Below are 14,582 nucleotides of genomic sequence, written 5' to 3'. Positions count from 1 at the left end.
CAGCCTTGCAGCGGCTGATGGAAACCAACGCAGGCTATACGTTCAGGATTTCAGGAAGTGAAGTCGAACCTTGTGCAGCGCAGGATGCACTGACGGCTTTGCCGCCCAGCGTATCTGCAGAGCAAAAACGCGGGTTCGGGTTGTGGGACGGAGATCTTCTGGTGGCGTTCTGTGATGTCATCATTGGTTGGCCTGAACCCTGCACGGCGCATATCGGCCTGCTGATGACGGACTCACTTCGAGCCCGCCAAGGGCTGGGGCATGAACTGCATGAAGCCATGGTCTCGGAATTGCTCAAGATCGATGTGCTCCAGGACCTGCGGCTGGCTATCGTGGACTCCAACGCTGGGGCTGCAGAACCTTTCTGGAAAAGCCTAGGCTACAAGCCCACAGGTGAAGTTGCCGCCTATCGAAGGGCAACAGTGGAATCCCGCTCACGCATCTGGCGCCGTACGCTGCGGGGTAAAGCAGGCCCAAAGCGATACCCCTGCTCAGAATAGTGGCCAGGGCACCGCTGGCATGTCCCCGCTCGGGCCAGGGAAGCGGGCGTCCTGGCGCAGCTGCAAGCAGCGTTGGTGCAGGGCTTCGAGCTCCACTTCGCTGAGCAACTGGCCAAGTTCCACGCCCAGCGTGGAATTCAAGGCTTCGCTGACACGATCAATGCCATCTAGCTCCTCCTCGGATAAGGGCTCGCCAATCCAGCCCCACAACACCGTGCGCAACTTGTGCTCATCATGGAAACTCAACCCGTGGTCGACGCCAAACCGGTGCCCATCGGACATAGCCAATACATGATCGCCCTTGCGGTCCGCATTATTGACCAGCACATCGAAGACAGCCATCCGGCGCAACGCCACGCTATCTTCGTGAAGCAAGCTCACCTGCTGCCCGTCTTCATCCTGCCCGTTCAGGACCGTCTTCCATCCCTGCGTCGGGACGCTGTGGGTCGCCATGAGATTCACGGCCTGTTGCCCCGGAGCCACCTCTTGCCACAGCTGCACCATGCCTTCGCCAAATCGGCCTTCCCGGAGCCAGGTTTGCGGCACGAGATTCCAGCCTAAAGACTCGGAAAGCAGATAGGCAGCGACTTCGCGGTAGGCCAGGGTATGTTCCGGGAAATCCCAGAGCGGTTTTTCACCGGCAATCGGCTTGTAGACCACACTGACAGAATCAATGGTGCCGACAAACGTGGCATTGGAAGCCGTGGTGATGCGCCCGGTGAGTTCGAGTTCACCGTTGAGCAGGTCCGCTTGGGTCATGAAAGTTCGGGTCCCTGGCACGTGTGGCCGTCTGGATCAATCGGGTAGCCGCACGAAGAACAAACAGGGCGTCCGGCGGCGACTACCTCGTGGGTGCGCATGGCGAAGGCACGAGCGGTTCCCACCGGCATTCGCACCTGCATCACGGCATCGGAACCGTCATCAGGGCGTTCCTCATCGAAGGAGAACGCCTCCAAAACGACCTGCGCCACGGTGGCGTCCCAGCCAAGGTTCATCGAACCGACCCTGAAAGCTTCGATAACATCTTCCAAAGGTTCGTTATCGACCAACTCGACGGGTGTGTGGGTCGGAACGCTAAACGGGTTCCCTGCAACGGTGGAAACCTGATCGAGGATTTCGTCGATCATCTCGGCAACAACAGCTGCCTGTTGCTTCTCCAAAGCTATGCTGGTCAAGCTCGACCCGGCACGAGCCTGCAAATAAAATGTGCGGGAGCCGGGTTCACCGACGGTGCCAATGACAACGCGATCTGGCCAATTGAATTCGTGGACTTCTGTCGTCATATCTACTTCCTTAGTTTCCTGCTCCGCCGCCCACCGGGGCGTCAACTGTTTTGATTCCGGGGGCCAGCCAGGACAGATCCCCTTCCTCGGTATTGACCGAGTGCACGCTCGGGGAACCGGAGCCGTAGTGGATAATCGACGCGGAGGCCGGTCCCACGTTCACGCGTTGGAACAAATCCAGATGCATGCCCAACGCATCAGCGACTACGGATTTGATGATATCGCCGTGGCTCACAGCAACCCAGACCGCACTGCTTCCAAGTTCAGCTTCAAAGGCTGCATCGAGCCGGCGGATTTCTGCGACCGCACGGGCCTGCATGCCAGCCATGGACTCGCCGTCCGGGAATGTCACGGCTGAGGGATTCGCCTGGACTTTCGACCACAGTGCCTGAACCGACAGGTCGCTGAGCTTGCTTCCCTGCCAGCTGCCGTAATCGCATTCGGTGAGGTCCGCGGAAAACTGAAGTTCCAGGGCATTCTTCTGCGCCTGGACAATGAACTGCGCTGTTTGCTGGCAGCGTTCCAATGGGCTGGAAACTATGCCTGCCAGAGGCACAGCCGCCAACCGCGAAGCGGTCCGCTCAGCTTGGGCCTTGCCGGTATCGTCGAGGCTGACGCCAGGCGCCCGTCCGGCCAAGATGCCAGAAGCATTGGCAGTGGTGCGGCCATGCCGCACAAGAATTACAGTGGCCATTTACCCAGCCTAGTCACCCGGTGTAAACCGCGCGACATTTTGGTGGCAATCCGTTTCCTTGAGATGGGACACACCCAACAGCCCAGATGAGAGGCAGGGGAATTCAACGGCTAGATTCACGTTAGTATCAACACTAATCACCACGCCGAGGCGCGCGTAAAACGGTTGGTGACACCACGAGGGAGCACACATGTCTAATGGCCAATGGAACAAGGTTGCTGAAGGCGTCTTCCACCGCCGATATGAACCACTGGATGTTTCCATCGGATTAGTGGTGGGGCCCACCGGCTCCACCATCATCGATACCCGCAACAATCCCGCCGAAGCCGAGGAAATCATCATGGATGTCGCCCAGTGGTTTGGACAGGAAATTGTCGCGGTCATCAATACGCACGCCCACTATGACCACACCTTCGGCAATCAGGTTTTCAAGGCTGCGGGAATCCCGATCTACGGGCACTACCTCGTTCCCGATCACTTTGAGAGATACGAAAAACCGTATCTAGCTCGTGTGAAAAGCCATCCGGCGGCGGAACCGGACAAGTCCTGGCAGGACGTCATTCTCACCCCGCCAACAGTTCTGATTGAAGAACGAGAGCTCATCAGCGTCGGCGGCCGTGACATTGAACTGATCCCCTTAGCCGCGGGCCACACGGATTCCGACTTGGCAATCCACATTCCTGACGCCGGCGTGTGGTTCCTCGGAGACATCATTGAGGAATCGGGCCCGCCGATGTTTGGTTCCGGAGCCCATCCGCTGGGCTGGCCGGGAGTGCTCACGTCACTGCTGGACGACATCAGCGACTCGCACGTGATCATTCCAGGACACGGCCGGCCCGTGGAACGTTCCTTCGTCATTGAGCAATTGAAGGATTTCCAGTTGCTGGCCCAAGAGATTCGAAGCGCGCAAACGGCAAGGATTCCCGCGGAGCGAATCGATTTTTCTGCTCGGCTTCTTCATGTTTGGCCCGAAGAATTTTTGCGCGAGGCAGCCAAGGACGGATATCGGGAAATAGGGGATTAGTACTCGCCCTTGATCACAAAGTAGGACCCGCGAATCGTTCCAGCCAGCTTGGACTTCTGGCGAGCAAACTTGAATTTGTCAGCCAGTTCTTCCGGCACCTCCATGCCGTCGGAGAGCTTGAATCCGACGGCCCGTTTGTCACCGTCCGCAATACCGTAGAGAACATTGATGGACAGTCCCGACTCGTAGAAAACGTAGGCGCGCTTGGCACCATCGGCTTCAAAGACACAGGCCTGCAACGGGCGGGAAGCTATATGCAGGTCACGTTCCTGGGCCAGGATATTGTGAATCCAGGCAACAACGTCCTCTGCCTCTGACGCGTCCATAACCACAAAATCATGGTCGAATTTATTCTTCAGGTACCGGGCTTCATTAGCCCGCAAACCTGCCAGAGCGTCAGCTACAGGAGAGGTTTCCAAACCAACGGTGGAGACCTCTTTGAAATCAACGACAGACGACATGATTAGTCCTTCGATTCAGAAACTCGGCAGCTAATGCTCATCGTAATTGATCAGCGCATTAATACTCAGCCGAAGGCGCTCAGACCCGTGAGGTCACGGCCCAAGATCAGCGCCTGGATCGACTCGGTACCTTCGTAGGTATGAAGAGCTTCGATATCCCCAACATGGCGAATCACGTGATTCTCCAAGAGGATCCCGTTGCCACCGAGCATGTCTCGTGCCGTAGCGGCCACCCGCCGGGCAGCACGCGTGTTGTGATATTTCAACAGGGAAGCTTGCGCTGGTCGAAGCCGTCCGGCTGCCTGTTCCGAGGCGACCGCGGCGCACTGCAACTGCATGTTGGTCAGCTCCGCGAGCATTTGTGCAAGACGCTCTTGCACCATTTGATGGGCACCTAGCGGCTTGCCGAACTGTTCTCGCTGTTTCGAGTACTGAAGTGCGGCTTCAAAGACGAACAGGGCATGGCCAAGCGCTGACCAACCGACATTGACTCGTGTATCAACGAGCGCCTTCGAGACATCCTTGAATGACCGCGCCTGAGCCAGGAAGGCCGAATCGGGGACTCGCACGTTTTGCAGCCTGATCTTGGCTTGTTCGATGGCCCTGAGCACGCCCTTGCCGCGAACCGGTGTGGCTTCATAGCCAGCAGCTTGCTGATCGACGATAAAGCCTTTGATTTGCCCGTCGCCTTCATCCCGGGCCCACACAATGGTGATGCCTCCGGCGGCCCCATTGCCAATCCATTTTTTGCTGCCGTTGAGCATCCAGGTCTTGCCGTCGAAGCGGGCGCTCGTCTCCAAGCTGACGGAGTCGGAACCGTGGTGCGGTTCGGTGAGGGCAAACCCGCCAAGCAGCGTTCCGGTGGCGATCGGCTCTAGATATTGGTCTTGTTGTTCGGCAGTTCCGAAGAGCTTCAAGCTCCTGAGGACCAGCCCGCCTTGGACCGCCGCCGCGGCAGCCATTGACCCGTCGGCACGGGAGATCTCCATGGTGACAAGACCGGCCGCGAGGGGAGAGAAGACTGCGTGGCCGCCAATCTCCAGTCCATCGGTGAGCAGATCAAGTTCACCCATGCGGCGGACGAGGTCCACAGGATAAAACGCGTTCTCCCAATGCTGATTGATGACCGGGAAAACCTCCTGGGCAAATTGGCGGGCTCGCTGCCAATGTTCACGATCCGCTGTCGTGGCACTTGCGAAAGCCGAGAGATAGTCGGTGTCCAGCGGCTGGCTCAGATCGTAGGTCTTCCACGGATCAGCGCTCACGGTTTCTCCTTGCTCAGAAAATCTATCTTTTGCCCATCTCGATTTGGTTCTAAGCTACAGGCGCTCAATGATGGTGACATTTGCTTGCCCGCCGCCTTCGCACATCGTTTGCAGTCCCCAACGGCTGTCGCTGCGTTCAAGCTCGTGGAGCAATGATGTCATCAAACGGGCTCCGGTAGCGCCGATAGGGTGGCCCAGGGCGATCGCGCCACCATTGACGTTGACCTTGGACATATCCGCGCCGGTTTCTTTCTCCCAGGCCAAGACCACGGCTGCGAAAGCTTCGTTGATCTCGACGCGGTCCATATCTTGGAGGGACAATCCTGTGCGTTCCAATGCGTACTTTGTTGCGCGGATTGGTGCAGAGAGCATCATGATGGGGTCATCTCCTCGGGCAGAGACGTGGTGAATGCGCGCCCGTGGCTTCAGGCCGTAGCGCTTGACTGCAGCTTCGGAGGCAATGAGCAACATGGCCGCACCGTCAGACATTTGCGAGGCGGTGGCCGCGGTGTGCAATCCGCCATCGGTTATGGGCGCGAGGCTGGCCATCTTGGCGCGATCCGGGGTCCTTGGCCCTTCATCAACGGCCAACTCATCCATCGCCAGGACTTCGCGGTCAAAGTATCCTTGGGCCTGGGCAGTCAAGGCCCGCTCGTGGGAGGTAACGGCAAAGTCCTCCAGCTGCTCTCGCGTGAATCCCCAGCGTTGGGCCATCATCTCGGCGCCACGGAACTGCGAAATCTCTTCGCCTGCATAACGTGCTGCCCACAGCTTGGAACCATGATAGGGATCGGGGAAGCCGAAGTCCTTCGCCGCCGCGTTCGAGTAGGACAGCGGAATGCTGGACATGGATTGCACGCCGCCGGCCACGACGAGATCGCTGCTGCCACTCATCACTGCCTGCGCTGCATAGGAAACCGCTTGCTGGCCAGAGCCGCATTGGCGTTCCACAGTGGTTCCAGGGACATGCTCGGACAGACCGGCCGCGAGCCACGCATTACGAGCGATATCCATGGCTTGGGGTCCCACCTGGTCGATGCACCCGAGAATGATTTCGTCGTATTCTCCTGAGTCGACGTTATTGCGTCGAACCAGTTCGGCTAGTGGCGTTGCTGCCAAATCAAGTGGGTGCACACCGGCTAATGACTTTCCGCGCCTCCCTACAGCAGTGCGCAGTGCATCGATGATGTAGGCCTCGCCCATGAGGTGCCTCCCGAAAGTGCTCAAGTCAATTGACGATCTTTGACCAACAATGCCCAAGTCCCAGGTCATTGTCTAGGGTTGTGATTCCACTTTGGCCCCAGTTACCGGCTTCCTCCCAGATCTAGCATCGCGCCGGCCACTTCTGCGATGTTCGAAGCAGGGATTGCTGTTGAAGCGCTTTCAAGCACGAGGAGCTGTGCATTGGGGATCTCGTGGGCTAATGCTTGGCCATTGCCCAGCGGAAAGAAGGGATCCTTGCGGCCATGGACTACTAGCGTCGGCAGAGTGATGTCGCCTAGGCGTTCACGCCAACGGGGCGTGCAATCAAGTTTGGAAAACACCATTCCGAGCTGATTCGCCATATGCACAGGTGCTGACGCATCTGGAGTCCTGTCCCAGACGCGAGCCGCTAGCTGACGCGCATTCTCCGGGCTGTTGCCAAGAATGCTGGCGCCTTCAGCTGCGTAGCTGGCGACGGCCTCGCGGTCAGTCCAGTCTGGCATTGATCGTGAAAACAATTGACCCAGTGTTGATTGATCATGATCTGGCAGGTCTGGATCAACCGGTCCTGGAGCTACCGGGCGGGAGCCAATAAGCGTGAGTTCTGAGAATGCTTGCGGATAGTCCAAGGTGGCGACCTGGGCGACCATGGCGCCAACTCCAATGCCTGCTAAGTGAGCCGGTCTAGGGTCTATGGACACGGCGAGGGCTGCAGCGTCTGCTGCTAGATCGCGCAACGTATAGTCCGGATTAAGTGGATCAATGGTGGTGGATTCTCCGCTATCACGCAAATCGAAACGGACTACATGACGGCCGCCTCGCGCCAGAGCGTGACAAAGTTCGTCGGGCCAAGAAAGCATCGTGGTGCCGCCGATGCACAACAACAGGGGATCCGCGAGATCCCCAAAGCTTTGAACCCCTAGTTCGACGCCGTTAGCTTCGCAAGTTGCCATGACTGGCACACTCCATTGGTTGAAATAGACCTTACAAAAGTGATTGCCATCTTGTGCCATATCGCGTCCACCGTCAACCATCGGCGGCAAACACCGGAATAGCCGGCTGGGCAGTTGTCCCCAGGCGGACCCTCGGTGTGTGGGAGAACTGGCTCAATGAGCTGGGCGTGGGAAACTACGTTCAACAGAAATGAACGGAGGGGCGCAGCATCAATGAGTCGTTCACCAGAAAATATTCTGTTGTATCTGGACGATCCAGAAGAGCAACAGATCAGGGAAATCTTTGACGAGTTGGCACTCAAGGGGTTTCCGGTGCAGAACCAGACTCCACACATCAGCATCACCTTCGCGCACAGCCTGGCTGACGTGGTTATACAGCGCGCTTCTGAGGTACTTCCTTCTGTAGTGCCGGCGAAGCTTAGCCGCGTAGGCACAGTGGTTTTCGGCACTGGACGCAAGCAAACCGTTGCCTGGCTGCTGGAAACTACTGACGAGCTGGAATGTGCGGCACGGGAAATCAGTGTCGAGAACACTGAAGGAAGAGGCCCGCGTTGGACACCTCACCTGACGATGGGGCTGAGGCTGCCGCGAGAAATAGTTCCGGACTATATTCGGGCACTGGATGAGTTGGCAGCTGGACGCTGCCACGAACTGACAGCAGTTCGTGCGGCATTCTGGCAACCACGCAGCCAAGAGCTTGCGGTGCTCGCGGGGGAGTAGCCCGATTGCTCACCTGGGTTAAAGCGCCTGGGTGTCGCTTGAACAGGCCTTTGTCATGCCAAGACCAATCTTTTGCTTGTCGACTTAGGACTCTTGTTGTTTTTGGATGTTTCGCTTGATGAAAATGCTCGCGAGGGGTTGTAGAGCAAAACCCGCTATGGCAAGACCTAGCCACAGGCTCAGGTTCCCTTCGGAAGCTGGACTTCCGAACAAATCGCTCCCCAGCCATATCCCGAGTCCTACGATCAGAAACAGGATTGCGAAACCGACTAGGTGCCCAGAGGGTCTGCCCATGGTGAATCCGATGAGGGATAAATTGGACCAAAAGTACGATGCGCAAACAAATGCGGCAGCCAGTGCGAAGGCCTTCGGATTTGAAAGGTACTCAGCCGTGACAGGAGTCCCAAAGAATTCTTGCTTAACAGAGATGGGCCAGCTGGCCATGAATAGCAAAAGAACGGCAACCGCGCACAAGGTTGAAGACATGAGCAATCGCGTCAGGCCGACGGCGGGCAACCCAGAGCCGCTGCGGCGAAAGTCGACCACAAGCACGATGAATACCATGGCGCATGCTGCAGCAACGGTTCCCGCGAAGCTACCGTCCGGGTCAATCTTATTAATCTGATTGGTCGTCATCTGTCCGGTGCCGGACAGAAGCACCCAAATCGTCATGAAGACGGCAACAAAAATACTTTTGAACAGCATGCTACGAAATTGCGCGGACCACGGTCGCACGGATGAAGAAGCACGATCGGCATTGTAGGAGCTACCCGGATGAAAATTTGCCATAAGCAGTTGCGGAACTTCTACTCTCGTTGGGGCCAAACAAATCGATCGGGCATTACCCTGCTGTCTCTCCAAAACTATCAGCGGCACGAACTTAAAGCCGTGCAACTGATCGCTTCAGCTATTGATTGTCGGATTCAGCCGGTACCACTGGTTCTTTCTTTGCCTGGCCACGCATGATTTGGAAGTAGCCGTACCCAACCACGATATGTAGTAACGTCCCTGCCGATAAGACAAAGATTCCCGGTACATAAAGGAACACAAACTGATCAATGCGGCCCACCGCCACACATGCCAACCCCAGCATCATCAGAGCAGTTCTAATTTTTCCGAGCCACGTTGAAGCCGGCGGTTGCGATAAGCGCAGGAAAAAATAGGTGCCCAGCAATATCAAATCGACACAGAAGATCACGAGGCCGACCCACAAGGGAATCAGCCCGGCAACTACCAAAGCAACCGCAATGGCCACGATCCCCAGTCGATCCGCAATGGGATCAAGCAAAATTCCAAGCTTGGACACCTGAGAAAACTTGCGTGCAATGAAGCCGTCAACCCAGTCACTTAATCCAAAGGCCAAGAGCAGTAGAGCCGTTAGCGTGGGGTGGGTTCCAGAGACGACGTAAATGCATATTGGTATTACCAGTAAAAAACGGAGCACCGTGATCGCATTGGGAATGGTGGCCCATTCCTTGCGACTTTCTGTTTCCGCGTCCATGCGCGCTCCTTTGCGACTCAATTGAACAATCGCCCACGAAAGCGAGAATTACAAGAGAAGCACCCGACGAAAAAACACCAATTTGTTGGGAATGCCCAGCCACAGTCGTGGAACTGCTGTTACTGAGGATCCTCCACGGCGTCAGCCAGCAGTTCGAAATCAACGCTGTCCGTGGGCTTTCCATTGACCTGTAAGGCTACCGAATGGGTTCCTGGGTAGTAGCGCCGTGTGGTGATCGCCCTGAACGAATGCGAGCGGTCAATCTTCAACGTTTCACCCGGAGCGAGGGTGCGCGTAGAGAGTTTGAAGACTTTGGCTTTGGTGAGTCCATTGGCCTTACGATGATGCAGCACGTAATCAATGGCCAGCGGCATCGGTTCGCTCCCGGTATTGAGCACTGAGGCGGTGAAGTTCACGGAGTCACCCCAAACCACATGGCGTTGTTCAATGTGAGGCCCATCGATCTTCACCGTAGGGGTGCCGAATCCAAGCAGTGCCAGAGCCTCTGGATTCCCGCGCTTGATGAGGGTGCGTAGCCCGTGTTTAACCACAGCCATGGTGGTGGGCTCCGGAGTCTTCAGCCAGCGTTGCGCAGTTTCAACCACGAGCTCAGGTTCATTGCGACTGAGGTCATTGAGATGGTTCGCTACAGAACGGCGAACGTAGTCGCTCGGGTCGCGGTAAAGGGCATCCAGGATTGGGATGGTGCAGGCAGGATCTTCCAGGATCTGCGGGACGCGAATAGCCCATGGAAGATAAGGGCGCGTGCCTTCGCTGGCCAAGCGCCGTACATGTTCGTTGGGCGCGCCGGTCCATTCTTGGGCGAATGCCAAGGCCTTCTCAAGATCATGTTTGAGCAACACGCGAATGGCGAACTCTGAACTCAGGCGAGGGGTCAACAAAGCCATCATGCCCATGGCGTCCTCGAAAGCGGAACCTGTATTTTCATCGGCTGCACGCGTTGCCAATGCCGAGGTGACCGGCCAGATCATCCAGCCGGTAAAGGACTGCGAGTACTCTGCAGCCTTCTTGACGGCATCCGCTAACTCCGCATAGGACTGCGGATAGTCAGCCAGCAGCCCATCACGCAGGGCATCGGAGCGTTCACGCAAGCTCAACGGTTGCAGCGCTTGTGTTGCGCTGCTGAGGTTTGCCAGCGAACGTTGCGGGTCGACGGCTTGTAGTTCGTGCACGAGGCGTTCAGCGACGTCCACGCCGATGAGTTGATCAGCGAAAGGCATACAGCCATTCTTTACCGCATCGGCACTATCTGCGAATCTGGCCGATGCCCACCGTGTCGCCAAGATTAAGAGACAACGAGAGCCACCTAGTAAAAGGTGGCTCTCGATGGAAGTCTATGGGGTAGGGGCAGAACTATTAGTTCTGAACCAAGATCTGGAAGCTGACGCCTCCCTGCTCATCAACGGCGGCGTCCAATACCTTGTCATCCAGCTCATCAGCGACGAGCTCGTCGAGGTATACCGGGCTGCCTTCACCGGAAATCACGGTGTCGGTTTCCTCTGGCTGGGGAACGATCTGGATGGCGAAGGCCGCTTCTTCAGGAGCGTTGGTCTTGTCGGCCTGGTGAATGCGCAGTCCCGCGTTCTCGGCCTCGGACTGGTTGGTGACAATAGCGGTCACGATGGATGCTGCTTGATCGGTCAGTGCGAGCACGATGGCTCTCCTTCCGGTTGCGGACATACCAAGGTCAGGGCATGTGGGTGCCACGATTCCAAAAACAGGAAAGAATCTCAACCCCGCTTAACAGCTGCGAAATATCCTCACGGGTAGGCTGGAAATTCAGATAGGGTCCGCCCCTTCGCCTTCCACCTGACCAGCAATGAGCCCCAAGGATGATTCGCATCAAACCTGGATTTGAAGATCCCAGCACATCCGGAACCCAAGCCGAAGCACCGGGATCACGGCAGATAGCAGCCGTCGGCCCAAGGGTTGCGCTCGCCGGATTCCTGGCTCGCGACCTGATGCAGGTCCATGCCTACACCTCCGATCCGGAGGTCTGCCGCTATTCCTTGTGGGGCCCGAATACTCTGGCTGAAACCGAATCCTTCATCGCGGATGCGATGATCGTCCGGCCTGGCCGCATGATGACCGCGGTGATGATGGAAGAAAAGGTCATCGGTTCCGCTGCTATCTGGCGAACCGACGACACCGGCCTGGTGGGGGAGATGGGGTACACCCTGAACCAGGATTATTGGGGCCAAGGTCTTGCCACCGAAGTCGCGGGCCTGCTGATTCAGCTTGGCTGTGAAAAGCTAGGACTGCGCAGGATCGAAGCAACCTGCGACCCCCAGAACGCGGCATCCATCCGAGTGCTGGAAAAGTCCGGATTCGTTCTCATCCAGCGCCGCCCGATCGCCAACAAGTCGAATTCGCGCCGAAGCGAATCATTGGTGTTTGCTCTGGGCTGAGCGGCTGTCACTGAAAGTTTGCGATAAGCCTATTGGCAAGTGGTTCGGCCTCCGTAGACTGGGCTCGAACCACTAACTTCAGGAGGACGCATTGTCGGATTTCAAAGAACGTGCCCACAACCTCGCAATCCAGCACGAATCCGGGGAACTTCTGGTCATGCCCACAGTGTGGGACACCTTTAGCGCCTCGCTGGCAGCCGACGCCGGGTTCGCCAGCTTGACCATCGGCAGCCACCCCGTTGCAGATTCCATTGGCAGCGCAGACGGGGAACAGATGGACTTCGCCGATTACCTGGCTGTGGTTCAACGGATCACAGGGGCGGTGGATGTACCGGTGAGCGCAGATGTGGAATCCGGGTATGGCCTGAGCCCGCAAGAGCTGTTTGAACGTGTCTTCGCCGCTGGCGCAGTCGGCGTGAATATCGAAGACGTAGTGCACAAAGAAGGCAAGCGCGTTCGCGACCGCCAAGAGCATGCAGACTACATCCACGGTGTTCGCGAAGCCGCTGACACAGCAGGTGTGGAATTTGTCATCAATGGACGTACCGATGCCGTGAAACTCAGCGATCAGTTTGCCGATCCGCTGGGAGAAGCTATTGCGCGTATCAAGCTGCTGGAAGAAGCAGGAGCCCGGAGTGTCTATCCGGTAGCCCTGTCCACTGCCGAACAGGTTGAGCAGGTGGTCCAGGCCGTCTCGATTCCAGTGAATGTCACCGCCCACCCGGTGACCGCCCATGCTGCCGGAGACCTCGCCGCCCTGCGCGCACTCGGAGTGAGGCGCGTGAGCTTCGGACCGCTATGGCAAAAGTGGTTGGCTGAAGTCTCAACCCAGCAGCTTGGCGCATGGCGCCAAAGCTAAGAATGTCCGAATCAAGGTGATCCCGCCGCAACGCCATCAGTTGCGGCGGGATCTGACCGTCCACAAGGCGCTCGCCGAGAGCGGCAAATTCAAGTCGAGGATAGATGTACTGGGAAAATCTGGTTTTTGATGCTGACTCCCCACGCCGGCAGGGAAAGCACTGGGAAGAGTTGCTGGGGAGCGAAACCCTGACGGATAACGAGGGCGGGTTTGAAACCCGGCTTGCGCTTGCTGGCGAACAGTTTCTCGATATTTGTTTTCCAACGGTCCCGGATCCGCAGCCCGAGTCGCAACGGGTCTTCCCGGTGCTGGCTTCAGCGGAAGACTATGAGAAAACAACCGTTGATTACCAGGGCGCGACTCGCGGCGAACATGCGGACGCCGCTGCGCGAACGTATTTTGTTCTCGGCCAGGCATCCGAATCGTCACGCCCACTGGCTTTGCTAGCGGTAGAAATACTTAGCTCTGATCCAGAACGAGATGCCATATTCTGGGCGAAGCTCACCGGATTTCAACCTGCCGAGCACTCGTCGACAGTGCTCAAGCATCCGGCCGGTCTCGGACCAATGATTGTGCTGGTGCCTGAGAAGCATCCGAAAACGTCCGCTAAATCTTCCGTCCATCTGGATCTGCGGCTGGAAGCGGGAGACGACGTGGAACAGATTCTGGCCATGGTGCTCGACACTGGGGCAACCAAGCTGCCGCATGCGTGGGGCGAGGTTCCCTGGCAAGTATTCTTGGATCCATCCGGCAACGAATTCTGCATACTGCCGGCCCCAAGCCACTAACCGTGCACGCTCTAAAGCAGGAGGGGCGGAATTCCGGGAGCTGTGGTCTGTGCAGGTCGCACAGGCCCCGCCGGTTCAGATGAGGAAATGAGCTCAGTACGTTGCACAAAATCCACGGCAGTGGCATGCCGCTATTCATGGTCCATGGCAACGGGGTAGACCATCGAATCCTGTTGCCGCTGGATGAAGTGCTCGCCGAGTCTGGGGTGTTCGAACGTCATTATCTGGATTTGCCCGGCTTTGGGCAGTGTGAACCGCTGGCCGATGCTGGCGGTTTGCCGGAACTTGCTGACTGGTTGGAACATGAAATCGGCGCTATTGTCGGCAACGGGCCTTTCGCGTTGCTGGGAAATTCCATGGGTGGGCTGCTGTGCCAGGAAATGGCTGACAGGTTTAGCGACTCCGTGCAGGGAATGTTCCTCATCGCTCCGGCAGTATACGCGGACAGCAAGCAGCGCACGCTTCCTGATCCTGCGGTGGCCGTAGCGGATCAGGATTTGCTGGAGTCGCTCAGTGAGAGGGACAAACAGCTGTTCACCGACGTCGCAGTCATTCAAACGCGTCCAGCCTGGGAACGATTCTCCGAATGGGTTCTACCGGGTCTTGTGTCGGCCAATTTGCGAGCGATGGCCAAGCTTTCCAAACGCTATTTTCTCCAGCCTCTTCCACTGCATCGTGAAGGTCGGTTGTCCAATCCGGTTTCCATCGTGTGTGGGCGTCATGACCACGTCACTGGTTTCGAAGACCCTCATCTTCTGGCCACGCGTTACGCCGAACTTCGCATAAACGTCATTGAGCAAGCAGGGCACAACGTGCATATTGAGCAACCTGAAATAGTCGAGGGCGAATTGCGGACTTGGGCGGAAAAAGTTCAAAGACTGCTGTTGCCAAAGTAGACCGGT

General features: G+C 57.2%; 18 protein-coding genes. 7 read left to right on the top strand and 11 right to left on the bottom strand.

The window, feature by feature from the left end; translation table 11 throughout:
- The first annotated feature begins 17 nt into the window (after window positions 1–17).
- Window positions 18–500 (top strand): GNAT family N-acetyltransferase, encoded by a 483-nt coding sequence (locus D3791_RS02365; RefSeq protein ID WP_246242275.1) that lies wholly within the window; start codon window positions 18–20, stop codon window positions 498–500.
- Here the strand turns inward: D3791_RS02365 and D3791_RS02360 are convergent.
- From D3791_RS02360 to D3791_RS02350, 3 genes are read right to left on the bottom strand one after another with little or no spacing between them, the layout of a single operon-like run.
- Window positions 492–1,259 carry an SCO1664 family protein gene (locus D3791_RS02360; protein WP_172511193.1) on the bottom strand — a complete coding sequence of 256 codons (768 nt, stop codon included), beginning with the start codon at window positions 1,257–1,259 and terminating at the stop codon, window positions 492–494. The two genes, D3791_RS02365 and D3791_RS02360, sit on opposite strands and share 9 nt — an antisense overlap.
- A complete protein-coding gene (locus tag D3791_RS02355; RefSeq protein ID WP_172511192.1) occupies window positions 1,256–1,783 on the bottom strand; it encodes a DUF3090 domain-containing protein in 528 nt (175 codons plus the stop codon). Before D3791_RS02355 ends, D3791_RS02360 begins: the two co-directional genes overlap by 4 nt.
- Before the next feature lie 10 nt (window positions 1,784–1,793).
- Complete coding sequence (locus D3791_RS02350) at window positions 1,794–2,477, bottom strand: MSMEG_4193 family putative phosphomutase (protein ID WP_172511191.1); 684 nt, start codon at window positions 2,475–2,477, stop codon at window positions 1,794–1,796.
- A 190-nt stretch (window positions 2,478–2,667) separates the two neighbouring features.
- Between D3791_RS02350 and D3791_RS02345 the strand changes: the two genes are divergently transcribed.
- Window positions 2,668–3,501, top strand: a complete 834-nt coding sequence (locus D3791_RS02345) for an MBL fold metallo-hydrolase (protein WP_172511190.1) — start codon at window positions 2,668–2,670, stop codon at window positions 3,499–3,501.
- Here the strand turns inward: D3791_RS02345 and D3791_RS02340 are convergent.
- From D3791_RS02340 to D3791_RS02325, 4 genes are all read right to left on the bottom strand, one after another.
- Complete coding sequence (locus tag D3791_RS02340) at window positions 3,498–3,962, bottom strand: hypothetical protein (protein ID WP_058254782.1); 465 nt, start codon at window positions 3,960–3,962, stop codon at window positions 3,498–3,500. The genes D3791_RS02345 and D3791_RS02340 overlap by 4 nt on opposite strands.
- A 65-nt stretch (window positions 3,963–4,027) precedes the next feature.
- The gene (locus D3791_RS02335; protein ID WP_172511189.1) at window positions 4,028–5,227 is read right to left on the bottom strand and encodes an acyl-CoA dehydrogenase family protein; all 1,200 of its coding nucleotides are present in this window, start codon (window positions 5,225–5,227) and stop codon (window positions 4,028–4,030) included.
- A gap of 54 nt (window positions 5,228–5,281) precedes the next feature.
- On the bottom strand, window positions 5,282–6,430 hold the full coding sequence (locus tag D3791_RS02330; RefSeq protein ID WP_172511188.1) for an acetyl-CoA C-acetyltransferase: 1,149 nt from the start codon (window positions 6,428–6,430) through the stop codon (window positions 5,282–5,284).
- Between the two features lie 101 nt (window positions 6,431–6,531).
- Entirely contained in the window at window positions 6,532–7,443 is a 912-nt protein-coding gene (locus D3791_RS02325) for an alpha/beta fold hydrolase (protein ID WP_246242273.1), read from the bottom strand.
- Between the two features lie 153 nt (window positions 7,444–7,596).
- Here D3791_RS02325 and D3791_RS02320 point away from each other — a divergent pair, with 153 nt between their 5' ends.
- A complete protein-coding gene (locus D3791_RS02320) occupies window positions 7,597–8,103 on the top strand; it encodes a 2'-5' RNA ligase (RefSeq protein ID WP_022873996.1) in 507 nt (168 codons plus the stop codon).
- A gap of 84 nt (window positions 8,104–8,187) precedes the next feature.
- Here D3791_RS02320 and D3791_RS02315 read toward each other — a convergent pair whose 3' ends face one another.
- From D3791_RS02315 to D3791_RS02300, 4 genes are all read right to left on the bottom strand, one after another.
- Window positions 8,188–8,892, bottom strand: a complete 705-nt coding sequence (locus tag D3791_RS02315) for a hypothetical protein (RefSeq protein WP_172511187.1) — start codon at window positions 8,890–8,892, stop codon at window positions 8,188–8,190.
- Window positions 8,893–9,010: 118 nt separating this feature from the next.
- Window positions 9,011–9,604 (bottom strand): CDP-alcohol phosphatidyltransferase family protein, encoded by a 594-nt coding sequence (locus D3791_RS02310; protein WP_172511186.1) that lies wholly within the window; start codon window positions 9,602–9,604, stop codon window positions 9,011–9,013.
- 119 nt (window positions 9,605–9,723) lie between these two features.
- Window positions 9,724–10,845: a DNA alkylation repair protein gene (locus D3791_RS02305; protein WP_172511185.1), complete on the bottom strand. Its 1,122-nt coding sequence runs from the start codon at window positions 10,843–10,845 to the stop codon at window positions 9,724–9,726.
- A gap of 136 nt (window positions 10,846–10,981) precedes the next feature.
- Complete coding sequence (locus tag D3791_RS02300; RefSeq protein ID WP_022873992.1) at window positions 10,982–11,278, bottom strand: (Fe-S)-cluster assembly protein; 297 nt, start codon at window positions 11,276–11,278, stop codon at window positions 10,982–10,984.
- A 179-nt stretch (window positions 11,279–11,457) separates the two neighbouring features.
- Between D3791_RS02300 and D3791_RS02295 the strand changes: the two genes are divergently transcribed.
- The 4 genes from D3791_RS02295 to D3791_RS02280 all read left to right on the top strand — a co-directional run bounded on the left by D3791_RS02295 (window position 11,458) and on the right by D3791_RS02280 (window position 14,576).
- Window positions 11,458–12,033, top strand: a complete 576-nt coding sequence (locus D3791_RS02295; protein ID WP_022873991.1) for a GNAT family N-acetyltransferase — start codon at window positions 11,458–11,460, stop codon at window positions 12,031–12,033.
- Window positions 12,034–12,124: 91 nt separating this feature from the next.
- Window positions 12,125–12,892: an isocitrate lyase/PEP mutase family protein gene (locus D3791_RS02290; protein ID WP_022873990.1), complete on the top strand. Its 768-nt coding sequence runs from the start codon at window positions 12,125–12,127 to the stop codon at window positions 12,890–12,892.
- Window positions 12,893–12,996: 104 nt separating this feature from the next.
- The gene (locus D3791_RS02285; RefSeq protein WP_172511184.1) at window positions 12,997–13,680 is read left to right on the top strand and encodes a VOC family protein; all 684 of its coding nucleotides are present in this window, start codon (window positions 12,997–12,999) and stop codon (window positions 13,678–13,680) included.
- 101 nt (window positions 13,681–13,781) lie between these two features.
- A complete protein-coding gene (locus D3791_RS02280; protein ID WP_172511183.1) occupies window positions 13,782–14,576 on the top strand; it encodes an alpha/beta fold hydrolase in 795 nt (264 codons plus the stop codon).
- Window positions 14,577–14,582: the final 6 nt, after the last annotated feature.

The sequence above is a fragment of the Glutamicibacter mishrai genome (assembly GCF_012221945.1).
In the GTDB taxonomy this organism is placed as follows: Bacteria; Actinomycetota; Actinomycetes; order Actinomycetales; family Micrococcaceae; genus Glutamicibacter; species Glutamicibacter mishrai.
Note: the sequence above shows the minus strand (reverse complement) of the source record. Positions and strands in the feature narration are given on the sequence as shown.